At 35.9% G+C, this 12203-nt stretch carries 10 protein-coding genes and 4 tRNA genes; 10 read left to right on the top strand and 4 right to left on the bottom strand.

Annotated elements, in window-relative coordinates; translation table 11 throughout:
- Window positions 1–50: 50 nt before the first annotated feature.
- From F928_RS07695 to F928_RS07720, 6 genes are all read left to right on the top strand, one after another.
- Window positions 51–135, top strand: a tRNA-Leu gene (locus tag F928_RS07695).
- A 55-nt stretch (window positions 136–190) separates the two neighbouring features.
- Window positions 191–264: transfer RNA gene (locus F928_RS07700), tRNA-Trp, on the top strand.
- A 27-nt stretch (window positions 265–291) separates the two neighbouring features.
- Window positions 292–376, top strand: a tRNA-Leu gene (locus F928_RS07705).
- Window positions 377–443: 67 nt separating this feature from the next.
- Window positions 444–517, top strand: a tRNA-Trp gene (locus F928_RS07710).
- Window positions 518–958: 441 nt separating this feature from the next.
- Window positions 959–1168 (top strand): cold-shock protein, encoded by a 210-nt coding sequence (gene cspA, locus F928_RS07715; protein ID WP_002115279.1) that lies wholly within the window; start codon window positions 959–961, stop codon window positions 1166–1168.
- 277 nt (window positions 1169–1445) lie between these two features.
- On the top strand, window positions 1446–1916 hold the full coding sequence (locus tag F928_RS07720) for an AnBLUF65 family BLUF photoreceptors (protein ID WP_005073517.1): 471 nt from the start codon (window positions 1446–1448) through the stop codon (window positions 1914–1916).
- On the opposite strand, the gene F928_RS22335 is transcribed toward F928_RS07720, so the two are convergent.
- Window positions 1917–2240 carry a hypothetical protein gene (locus tag F928_RS22335; protein WP_005073518.1) on the bottom strand — a complete coding sequence of 108 codons (324 nt, stop codon included), beginning with the start codon at window positions 2238–2240 and terminating at the stop codon, window positions 1917–1919.
- Between the two features lie 707 nt (window positions 2241–2947).
- Window positions 2948–4099 (bottom strand): alpha/beta fold hydrolase, encoded by a 1152-nt coding sequence (locus F928_RS07730; protein WP_002115264.1) that lies wholly within the window; start codon window positions 4097–4099, stop codon window positions 2948–2950.
- Between the two features lie 434 nt (window positions 4100–4533).
- Between F928_RS07730 and gltS the strand changes: the two genes are divergently transcribed.
- Together gltS and kefBC are read left to right on the top strand one after the other, a co-directional pair.
- Window positions 4534–5769 carry a sodium/glutamate symporter gene (gltS, locus tag F928_RS07735; protein WP_002115276.1) on the top strand — a complete coding sequence of 412 codons (1236 nt, stop codon included), beginning with the start codon at window positions 4534–4536 and terminating at the stop codon, window positions 5767–5769.
- 194 nt (window positions 5770–5963) lie between these two features.
- Entirely contained in the window at window positions 5964–7799 is a 1836-nt protein-coding gene (gene kefBC, locus F928_RS07740; RefSeq protein WP_005073519.1) for a monovalent cation:proton antiporter-2 (CPA2) family protein, read from the top strand.
- A gap of 148 nt (window positions 7800–7947) precedes the next feature.
- On the opposite strand, the gene F928_RS22500 is transcribed toward kefBC, so the two are convergent.
- Complete coding sequence (locus tag F928_RS22500; RefSeq protein ID WP_016806139.1) at window positions 7948–8181, bottom strand: hypothetical protein; 234 nt, start codon at window positions 8179–8181, stop codon at window positions 7948–7950.
- 449 nt (window positions 8182–8630) lie between these two features.
- On the opposite strand from F928_RS22500, the gene F928_RS07750 reads away from it, so the two are divergent.
- Window positions 8631–9086: a hypothetical protein gene (locus tag F928_RS07750; protein WP_005073520.1), complete on the top strand. Its 456-nt coding sequence runs from the start codon at window positions 8631–8633 to the stop codon at window positions 9084–9086.
- An 871-nt stretch (window positions 9087–9957) separates the two neighbouring features.
- Window positions 9958–10512, top strand: a complete 555-nt coding sequence (locus tag F928_RS07755; RefSeq protein ID WP_005073521.1) for a TetR/AcrR family transcriptional regulator — start codon at window positions 9958–9960, stop codon at window positions 10510–10512.
- A 91-nt stretch (window positions 10513–10603) separates the two neighbouring features.
- Here F928_RS07755 and asdA read toward each other — a convergent pair whose 3' ends face one another.
- Entirely contained in the window at window positions 10604–12202 is a 1599-nt protein-coding gene (asdA, locus tag F928_RS07760) for a bifunctional aspartate transaminase/aspartate 4-decarboxylase (protein ID WP_005073522.1), read from the bottom strand.
- Window position 12203: the final 1 nt, after the last annotated feature.

The raw sequence follows: 12203 nt of genomic DNA on the forward strand, positions 1-12203 counted from the left end.
AAAAAAACACTTGTCACTGTCAGATCTTATCGCTAATATACACAGCCATCGGGGGCGTGGCGAAATTGGTAGACGCACTGGATTTAGGTTCCAGCGCCGCAAGGTGTAAGAGTTCGAGTCTCTTCGCCCCCACCACTTTAAGTTGATAACTTAAAGTTTGATGTAGATGTTAAGTCATCTAGATCTTGGAAGAGGATTGGTGTAATGGTAGCATGACGGTCTCCAAAACCGTTCGTCAAGGTTCGAGTCCTTGATCCTCTGCCACATTTATTTTAAATAAATGTCCCAGATGGGGGCGTGGCGAAATTGGTAGACGCACTGGATTTAGGTTCCAGCGCCGCAAGGTGTAAGAGTTCGAGTCTCTTCGCCCCCACCATTGAAAAAAGCAAGACGATGATCTTGCTTTTTTTATGATTAAATCTTGAGTGTTTAATCATGAATATAGAGGATTGGTGTAATGGTAGCATGACGGTCTCCAAAACCGTTCGTCAAGGTTCGAGTCCTTGATCCTCTGCCATCAAATAAAATAAGGCTCCTATTCGGGAGTTTTTTTATTATCTATATTTTTAAAAATAACTTTTCATTCGTGCTCAAGCAATTTTCTAAATAGACATTTTTATATCTGTTGCTTTCCAATGCTTTTATCACATCATAGATTATTTTTTAATTAAGCAATATACTGAATTTCTTAATCTTTTTATTAAGCTATTGTTTTATATTTATTTAACTTAAGTTTTGGAAATTATTTATATAAAAGCCTTGAATACAATTTTATTTCATGTATGATGCTGTTAACTAGAAAAAAGACTTGTTAGTAAATCTTCTTTTAAGTATCGTAGTTTTAGTCATAATCCTTCGTTTTTTAAGATATTAAGCTCAATTTGTTATTCTTTTTTCAAAGTTATGATAGGGTCATTATTTAATGATTCTAAAATATTAGAAATCAGTAGGATATATCATGTCTAATACAGTAAGTGGTACAGTAAAGTGGTTTAACGAAACTAAAGGTTTTGGTTTCATTCAACAAGACAACGGTCCAGATGTGTTCGCTCACTTCAAAGAAATCGCAGGTTCTGGTTTCAAAACTTTGCATGAAGGTCAACGCGTAACATTTACCGTTACTCAAGGGCAAAAAGGCCCAAATGCTGTAAATATTATTCCACAATAATATACAGCAAACAAAAAAAGCACTTTTTAGTGCTTTTTTTTATTTTAGCTTTTAAAGCAATTTATTGTTCTTTTAGAGCATTAAAAGCCCTCAATAAAAGGGCTTTTTATTTTCTTGTGAATATAAATCATTAGTTATTAAGCTCTTATAGTTAATAATCAAACATATTTTTAATATAAACTTTAGAATATGTGTGAAATATAAATTATTAGTAATAGAGATATGGTAGATTAAAAAATCTTTAAATAAAGAAATTTTATATTTCACGGAATTGCTAATGAACGTTCGCCTGTGTTATGCCAGTCAACGGAACGAAAAAAATGAAGACTTGTTGCAAGATTTACGTGATATTTTGACAGAAGCACGAGATTTCAATGATTTGAATCAGATCTGTGGGGTGCTCTATTATGCCGATAATGCTTTCTTTCAATGCTTGGAAGGTGAGCGAGAGGTGGTTGAACGATTATTTGAAAAAATTACAAATGATGAAAGACACCACAATGTTAAATGGTTGTGTACATATTCCATTGAACAAAACTCGTTTCAACGATGGTCAATGAAATATGTACAACGTAATACAAATATCGAATCTTTCTTTCTAAAAATGGGAGAAAGTACTTTTAATCCTATTCGTCTTGATGAGCAAAACTTAAAAGCTTTCATCAATGAATTAGTCATTGCCGAACAAACTAAAATTAACACAGTTAAGAAAGTGGGTATGGTGAATCGTGGGGTGAAACCGTTTTAGCTATTTGGCTATCACGCCAATATGGATGGTCTTGAGTTTAGGTAATATTTTAGTCATGACTAAATATACAATAACTGAACTTGCGAGCATCCATATCACTTCTAAGCTTTGACTAATGACAAACATAGCCCAATAAAAAAAGCTAAATAGGGCGAGACAGAGTCCACTACCTTTAAAATACCAAGTAATAAATATTCCAAACAGTGCAGAAGAGAGAAGAAGATTAATCGTCTCGTTCATTCCTATGTAATTAAAGAAAATAATCAGTAAGCATAAAGCTAACATTGATAGTAAATATACAAATATATTTTTTGCAATAAACATTTTCTATACCCTATCTGACGATTAAAAAAGTATCTTTCCTCTGTTTCCAGAGGAAAGATAGTACATATTAATTTTTGAGATTCTTTTTCTATTATTAAGAGTTTTTATATTAATAAAGATGACTTTATCATTTTCTCCCGATCTCTTTATTAATATTCAGCTTTCTATTTAATAGTAAAGAGTGCTTATATGTACTGAAATTAATTATAAGAAAAACAATCATTTGAGTTGTAAGCTTTGGCTTACATAATTGTGAGAGATTGCCTACATTTGTATAAATAATGATCAAATTTTACAAAATTAAATTTATAAAAAAAATTGTTTAACAATAACTTAAGTAAATATATTGTTTAGATGAGCTTTACATAAATAACAAAAAGTAACATCAACTTTAAGAGGTACTTTTCTTAAAATTTATAAATATTAATAAGAGAAAATTAATCTATTTAAAAAATTTTAACATTTGATAAAATATTGTTTTATTAAATTGTATTTCTAATAAATAAAATTTATGTGTTGAAGGGTTTTTAATGTGATTAATAATGAGGAAATTATATTTATATTTTTGTGTCATCTAGTAATGAGCTGCTTTTGAATTAAGAGAAAAAACTACTGCAATATAAATGAAACTAGAATATCAGATTTATAAAATTTGAATTATGGCCAGCATAGAACTGACTACACTGGCTTTACTGCTTTTGAATTAATTATTCTGAACGAGTAGCTAACCAAGTACTTACTTCTGGCCAGACCGTAGTGGGTGCTTGACTACCAGAAACTACCCCCATATGACCACCTGGTACCACCTTAAATGTTTTGTCTTGGCTACTAATTAAATCCATGAGTGGTTTAACAGCATCAGCCGTCACGATAATATCTGTGTTACCACCGACAGCTAATACTGAACATTTAATGTCTTTTAGATAGGCGGTAAGTTCACCAAATTTAACTACACCTTTAGACAGTTCATTATCAATCCAGAAACGGAGAATAATATCGCGCATGACACCGCCCGGATAGGCCAACATATTATCGATAAATGAGCTTGAGGTTGCATGGTCGACAATAAACTCTCGGTTATCTAGATTTTTAAAAAGTTCCCAATATGTTTTCAAATTTCCAATCGGATCCGTTAATTTAAAGCCAAGCGTGTTTTGCCACCCATGAATATGAAATGCTTCACTTGGTACATGATGGCGAATACGAAATGGCGTATGTTTGCGAACCCATTCGGCAGGTTTGGTAAGACTACTGTATAGTTTCCCCATATAACCTGCTTTGTGTGTGTCGATAGGGGAAGCGAGAATAATTAGATTTTTAATATCTTTATCTTTAAACAATGCGGTATAGCAGAGCGAAAGCGCGCCGCCTAAACTCCAACCATGTAAAGAAAGCTGTTGCTGACCGCTGTGTAGGCGAACTTGCTTTAACATCTCTGGCATGAAAACTTTAATATAAGTACCGAAGTTGTATTTTGCTTGGTGTCGGGTTGGTACGCCCCAGTCAATTAAGTAAACATCAAACCCTTGGGCTAAAAAGAAACGTACAAAACTACGAGTAGGGAACAAATCGTAAATGAGCATGTTCACTGCTAATGGTGGAACAATAACTAAAGGTACGCGGTGTTTATGTGTAGATAAGCTAGTCTCATTTTTATAATGGCGTAAGGTAATAATTTCATGCTTATGAATCACATCAAATGGGGTTTTTCCTGATAAGGCAATTTGAGGGCCTCGGAAAAAGAGATCTGATGCATTGATCAGCATGTGAGGTATTTTTTGACCAGCACGTGTCTGAAGAGATTTTTTAATAGATTGTAGCTGTGGAACGTTCTGACGAACTTTAAGCAATAAACTCATTGAATATAAAACCTATAAAGATGTTGCCCAGAACAGTAAAGAGCTGGTCTTTGAAGGATATTAAAGTGAATGATGCAGAAGTTCAGTGACCCAAAAGACAGGATTTTTCTTTAAATGTATCAAGTTAGAGCTTAGCTTAGCGCAATATACTGTTGCTTAAAAAATGAGTAATAAGATTGAGGTAACCAGATGTCTTGATTTCATCACTCGAGCATTAAAACTTTTAAAAAAATTAATTCTCAAAGCAAGATAGAAATTTAGGAGAGGGTACATCATGATTTTTTGCTAAATACTTAAAACAATATTTTGATTTATATAGTTATTTTTAAATAAAGATGGTTTTTGTAAAGTTTGTTTGTGTTTTTTTTAAATAATAAAAAATAAAATATAATTATTTTACAATCCATTAGGAATGTAATCAGAAAGTAGCATATATGGAATTTGTTTTTAATGGTTTTTATACACTAATTTCGGCAGTTATCGTCTTATTGTTGGGCCGCTTTCTTGTTAATCGAATTGATTTTTTAAAACGTTATAATATCCCTGAACCTGTAGCTGGTGGTTTGGTTGCTGCTGTAGTTTCTTTACTTGTCCACACTTTGTGGGGGTATAGCATTGTTTTTAGTAGCGAATTACAAACCAGCTTTATGCTCGTGTTCTTTGCTTCAATTGGTTTAAGTGCCAATTTTATGAAGCTTAAAGAAGGTGGTACTGCTTTAGTCATCTTCTTAATTTGTGTTGCATCATTCATTGTTGTGCAAAATGCTGTTGGTATGAGCCTTGCGACATTATTGGGTCTTGACCCACTTATTGGTTTGATTGCAGGTTCAATTACCTTAACAGGTGGTCATGGTACAGCTGGCGCATGGGGTGAAATTTTAGAAACCCAGCATGGTATTCAGGGTGCTTTAGCATTAGGTATGGCGAGTGCGACCTTTGGCTTGATTATTGGTGGTGTGATTGGTGGGCCGTTAGCGAAATTACTCATTAATCGTTACAGTCTTGCTCAACCAAAAACCAATGCTGAAATCCAAAATCGCGACACACATCTTGAACAAAATTCAGATGACCTTGCTCCGTTTGAAAACCCGCATCAAGTCCGTTTAATTACTGCCGATAATGCAATTACTACACTGGGTATGTTTGCAGCATGTTTAGCGTTTGCTGAATTTATGACTGGCTTTAGTAAGGGAACGTGGTTTGAGTTACCAACTTTCGTTTGGGCACTCGGTGGCGGTGTAATCTTAAGAAATATTTTAGAAAGCGTGTTGAAAATTGATATTTTCGACCGCGCGATTGATGTATTTGGTAACGCGTCTTTGTCGCTTTATTTAGCAATGGCATTGCTTTCATTAAAGCTTTGGCAACTTGCCGACTTAGCTGGTCCGCTTGTAGTTATTTTAGGTGCGCAAACCATTACGATGGCTTTATATGCGGCATTTGTGACGTTCCGCGTCATGGGCAAAAACTACGATGCAGCAGTATTAGCAGCAGGTCATTGTGGTTTCGGTATGGGTGCAACACCAACAGCCGTGGCAAATATGCAAGCCATTACTAATATGTATGGTCCATCGCATAAGGCTTTCTTGATTGTTCCGCTTTGTGGCGCATTCTTTGTCGACTTAATTAATGCGACAGTCATTCAGCTCATGCTGAAATTTATTGCCTAATATAAAAAAAGCCCGTTAGGGCTTTTTTTATGGGTGTTTGTCCATGAGTATTTGATTCCTATTTATAGGCTCAATTTTTATTTTCGGATGACTTAAATCATTTAATTTTTAGGATGCTTTTTCTCAAAACTAATAATCGCCCTTAAACCTCGTTTCACATAGAATAAATTGCAGATAAATAAAATGAGAAATGTATGAGCTCAGAAGCACATTCAATTAGCTTGGTTGCCCCTGTGGTTTTATTGGCAGCTGCTGTCATTGCAGTTCCTATTTTTAAACGTATTGGTTTAGGTTCAGTACTTGGTTATTTAATTGCGGGTCTAATTATTGGCCCATTCGGTTTTGCTTTTTTTCAAGATTCCACCGCAATTTTGCATATTGCCGAGTTGGGAATTGTGATGTACCTCTTTGTGATTGGTTTGGAAATGCAACCCTCACATTTGTGGAGTCTTAGGCGCGAAATTTTTGGCCTTGGTACGCTACAGATTATTATTTGCGCGCTGGCTTTGACTGGCGTTGGGCTGTTATTTGGCTTTACATGGCAAGTTGCTTTTATTGGTGCGGCAGGGTTCGTCTTAACTTCGACTGCGATTGTGATGCAGTTATTGGGTGATCGGGGGGATTTGACTCAACCCCGAGGACAAAAGATTGTAGCCATCTTACTATTTGAAGATTTACTCATTGTGCCATTGCTGGCTATTGTTGCTTTTATGGCACCGAATCATGTGGTCGAAAGCACATCGGTACGATTAGAAAATATAGGAATTGGTTTACTCGCAATTGCAGGGCTTATTGCGGCAGGGTATTGGTTACTTAACCCATTGTTTAGACTATTGGCCGCTGCTAAAGCCCGAGAAGTCATGACTGCGGCGGCTTTATTGGTGGTGTTGGGTGCAGCGTTACTGATGCAAGTCAGCGGTTTGACTATGGCGATGGGTGCTTTTTTGGCGGGTGTACTTTTATCTGAATCGACCTTTAGACATCAAATTGAAGCGGATATTGAACCATTCCGAGGAATATTACTGGGCCTGTTTTTCCTTGGGGTCGGTATGTCATTGGACTTATCGGTAGTTGCTCAAAACTGGCAACTTATTGTGTGTGGTGTAATTGCCCTAATGCTTGTCAAAGCGCTCATGATTTATATGGTCGCCCGAGTAACGAAAAGCTCTCATACTGAAGCGTTAGACCGCGCTTTACTTATGGCTCAAGGTGGAGAGTTTGCCTTTGTACTTTTCTCGGCTGCGCTAAGTGCACAAGTTATTGATAGTATCGTTAAATCTAACTTAACCGCCATTGTTGTGCTTTCAATGGTGTTGACCCCAATAGTCGGTATTATTTTCAAACGTTTTACTCAAGCAAAAACGAAGGTTTCATTAGAAAATATCAATATTGCCGACGGGCTAAGTGGTAGCGTTTTAATGATCGGTTTTGGGCGCTTTGGACAGGTCACCAGTCAATTATTATTAGCAAGAGGTGTCGATGTCACCATTATTGATAATAATACCGACATGATTCGAAACGCCGAAAAATTTGGTTTTAAAATTTATTATGGCGATGGTTGCCGTCTAGATATTCTGCATGCGTCTGGCGCCGCAACAGCACAAGCGATTGTGGTGTGTGTAGATAGCAAGGAAACGACCAATAGAATTGTAGAACTCGTGACCCATGAATTTCCTTTGGCAAAATTATTAGTCCGTTCATATGACCGTGAGCATTCACTGCATTTAGTTAAACAAAAAGTGGACTTTATGATTCGTGAAACGTTTGAATCTGCAATTAAGTTTGGCGGCGTGATTTTGCAAGAACTTGGTGTGGATGAAGATGAGGTAGAAAGAATTACCGAGGAAATTCGTGATTTGGATAATGAGCGTTTTGAAACTGAAATCGCGGCAGATGACGTAAATGCAGGGGTAGGTATGCAATATACACACACTCATCATCCAAGACCGACTGCACCATTGATTCGACCAAAACAAGAAGGGCGGATTTTAAATAAAGAAGATACTTCAGAGAATGAAAGCCTCAATTAGTATAAAAATATCTGTAAAAGCTTTGTTTAGCAGAGCTTTTACGGAATGACTATAAATGCTCTAAGGCTGTGCCTTTAACTGGGGAGTTATATAAATAAAATCGCAAATAGGAGAGTTGAAGAACTTTTTATTTTGAACTCTTAAAAATTTACTCAAGTTCCAACTGATTATCATCTTTGGTAATTTTAATTTTTAACTTTTTATATTTTCGCTTATTTGGATCTAGGGCTGAGTTCATCACTTCATCCGCGAAAGGCGGACACTGCATCAATTTTGCATAAGCCCTATAGCCGATGCGTATTCGAGTAGGCGGGCAATCGGTTCTTTTTGAGTAGTATTCAATGAGTGAGTTCAGTTCTTGTAATAAAGTTTGCTGTTCCATCATACATACTTAACAATTTGATAACTTAAGCATAATAGACTTAAACCTTTAAAGAAATATTATCTAAAATATTCATTTGCTGAAAATGTGATGAATTTCTCGTTTTTTTACGTTTTTTATACATGGACTTATTTTTACCCCTAAAACATTTATAAATTAAATTAGATTAATATTGAAAAACTATAAAAAAATATATTTTCTTTTAAACCATATTCATTACGATGCTTAAGAAAGGATAATAAATTATATACTTATGCTATTGTTTTTTATAAAAATAATTAGTGAATAATAACTATTTAGAAAAAAAGAAAATTAATTAGAAATATCTATTAATAATAACTGTACAATAGTTACCTGATGTTTCTTAAACTTACAAGATATTACATAAGTTGAAGCATACTTACTTTGAGAGCCCTCCAAATACCACTTGATAAATAAGGATACTTTAAATGCCTCAATATCTGTTGATTGCAGAAAGTGTGTATAGGAAAGTTGAAGAAAATGAGCTCTTTTCAGATGACACCATTGAAAACCTTAATAATCTGATGACTTTTATTCGTAAAGAAATAGCAGGAACCGTATTTAAACTTAAGTACAACTACATTGATTTCAATGAAGCTTTTAGTAAACCTCTCCATGAATGTAAGGTGAAAATTGATGTAAGTTTAATTCCGCATTACAGTCATGAAGATGAATATATTTTATGGCTAGCAGGATTTGTCGAAAAAATTACTGAAGGCGGCCCTAAAACCCCACCTCCCATTAAGAATTTTATTCCTGAGTTTATTAGCTTAAGACTAGAGTTTGAGTCAGTTGCTTTACCCGACGACAAACCTAAAAATCAGGGTGAGGAAATTACTGAGTACTTCAATTCTCAAGCTTTCACAAAAACTTTGAAAAAGTGAAAATGATGGGGTAAATACAAATTTCAGAAAACCGCCATCGGGCGGTTTTTTTAATTCAATTGTCATAAAGAAAGGTTAATTTAAACTCATAACAAAAATGATGAAGATTGTTGCGAACAATAAAATCAAAAGCAATTTTCACAGACGTGGTCGTGAGGTAATTAGGGCTAATTCGAAAGAGTTGGCTTTTTTGTTTTGATCAATTTTTTGTTTGCAAATATGGTATTAGTTGTAATGTTTAGCTTCTTTAAAGTTGAACTTGGTTATTATTAAGATTCAATATCTAATTGAATGAAAAACAATAATTATTTAACTATTTTCTATTCAACCTTACATTGACACTCTAAACCTTGCCGATTATCCTTTGCCTGCTGACCTACATTGTCAGCGGGTTTTAGCAGACCCTATTTAACAAAGACGATATACGAAACCTAGTTTTGTGTATCGTGAACTCGTTCGCCCCCTTTTTCTCTATGGTAGGGCGGAAGGGGGACACCTTCGGGTGTGCTGGTTTCTTTGTTGCCAGTCTGCTAACCCTCTTTCGTCCTGCCACCATCATTTAGCAGTGATCGGTAGGATTTCTTTTATTAACAAAGGAGTCCGCTCATGCGTACTAATTCTTTTTCTTTATTGGCTTTTGCCAAATTCTCTCTACCCATACCGCTTAAAAAGTCTTTAAAACGATGTAATCGACTTTAGGTTTCTACATCTTAAGAATCTTTACGACTAAAACATAGCAACAATAAACCAGAGATAGGTGAGCACACCATTATTGTGCAGCTTTCGCATGCCTGTATTTAGCACTCATTTTAAGAGTGACGGCATTTCTATCTCTTCTATTTACAACAAAAAATTATTTTAAGTAGTAAGCATGAAAAATTTAGAAGTTTCATTTAGAGCGACGCGAGCGCTTAACACAGCAGCAGACTTATTTAAACAATACGGCTTTAACAAGGTCGGGGTGGACCGCATTGTTAGTGAAACTAAAATTTCTAAAGCCACTTTTTACAACTACTTTCACTCCAAAGAAAGACTGGTTGAAATGTGTTTGTTGGTTCAAAAAGAACACTTAAAAGAAAAAGTGAGAGCGATAAGTGAATCTCGTCAATATCCAGATTTGTCTCTTACGCTTAGACAAATTTACCTTTTACATGCGGACTTAAAAGGGGCGTATTACCTGTTGTTTAAAGCGATTTTTGAAATTAAACAGCTTTATCCAAATGCATATCAAACCGCAATTCGCTATAGGCGATGGCTTAAAAATGAAATTTTCTGGGTTCTGCGAGAATCTAAAAAAAGAGCCACATATGAAGAGTCTGATATTTTTGTATTTATGATTGATGGTGCGATTTTTGGGCTTTTAGGTTCAAGCCAAAATGAAGAGCCTGATCAGTTGCTGACTTACTTTTTACAGATAAATGCTTAAATTGAACCTGTTAAATTGAAAAACTGAAATAGCAAATGAAAGCATAGAAAGGAAAAAGTGAGGCTGCTAGAGCCTCACTTTATATAGGTGTTTATTTGCCTTTTTTAGTTTTTAAATACTCTGCATAAGCTTCATCTGCAAAGCGTCTTAAAGAGTCACCAATTGCAGCATATTGGTATTCATTCAAGTTAGCTAAAGATGCACGGGCAGAAGGGTGCTGCACACCGAAGCCAGAACCCGGTAATAAAACTACACCTGTTTCATCGGCAACTCTAAACAATAGCTCGGTCGGATTTTTATTTTTCATGACCCAATCAGCAAACTCATCTCCATAGAGAGTCCTTGATGTGTTTTCAAGGTTGACTAGCGTGTAATAATCAACAGCATTTGGATCTGTTGGAACCTCGACACCAAGCTGTCTATAAAGTGCTGCATCGCGTTCACGAACAACAGATTTAACCGCTTTTTTATAGCTCTGGCGTGAGTCCATCATATTAAACAAGGCAAATAAAACCATTTGAACTTGCTGTGGGGTAGATAGACCAGCGGTATGGTTCAAAGCAACATTTCGGCTGTCTGCAACTAAGCGGTCAATAAACTTAATACTTGCTGGGTCAGTAGTTAAAGATGAATAGCGTTCTTCAAGCTCTTTCTTCTCTTTTTTCGATAAGTTCGCAATTTGTTTATCAAGCACATTGTTATTTGAAAGTGCAATGACACCAAGTCGCCAACCAGTCGCACCAAAGTATTTAGAGAACGAGTAAACTAAAATTGTATTGTCAGGACAGATCGCAAATAGTGATTTGAAATTATCGGCAAATGTACCGTAAACGTCATCGGTCAAAATGATCAGATCAGGGCGTTTTTTGACGATATCGGCCAAAATCGCAAGACCTTCATCACTCATTTTTACTGATGGCGGGTTACTTGGGTTGACTAAAAAGAAAGCTTTAATAGACGGATCTTCTAACTTTCTAAGCTCCGACTCTGGATATTGCCAATCGAGTTTAGGGTCTGCCGCAATTAATACTTCTTCGAGTTGATAATCATTGAGTTTTGGAATCTCAAGATATGGCGTGAAAATAGGGCTACCAATGGCAATACGGTCGCCATTTTTGATAATTTTATTTTCTTTTAATGAGTTAAAAATATAGGCCATTGCGGCTGTTCCGCCTTCGACCGCAAACAAATCTAAGTCTCTTTTTTGCATGCCTTGTACGCCCATTTCTCTTAAGACGTACTCTTTAATAATTGTTTCACTCACTCGAAGCATTCGGTCTGGTACTGGATAGTTACAGCCTAAAATCCCTTCAACCATTTCAAGTAAAAAAAGATCTGGGTCTAAGCCTAACTGGTCGCGCACATAAGACACGGCTTTACCTAAAAAGACTACACCGGGTTTGTCACGGTTTTCCAAAATGAAGTTATCAAAACGTGACTGGAGTCCAACGGGGCGCGGGAAGCCGCCTAGACCTTCCGGCATATAGGAAAATGAAAATTCCGATTCGGTCGCAGAAAACAAACCCAGTTGAAAGAATGCTCTACGTGGGATAGTCGCAAGAAAGTTCGGATTACCACGCCCAGCATTTAACATCATTCGGTCAGTTCTGCTTTGAGCTAATTCTATTAAATTATCTTTAAGTTCAAATGGGCTGAGTTTTGCGTATTTAGAATAATCGACTTTCCCCATG

It is taken from the genome of Acinetobacter pittii ATCC 19004 = CIP 70.29, assembly GCF_000369045.1.
GTDB lineage: Bacteria > Pseudomonadota > Gammaproteobacteria > Pseudomonadales > Moraxellaceae > Acinetobacter > Acinetobacter pittii.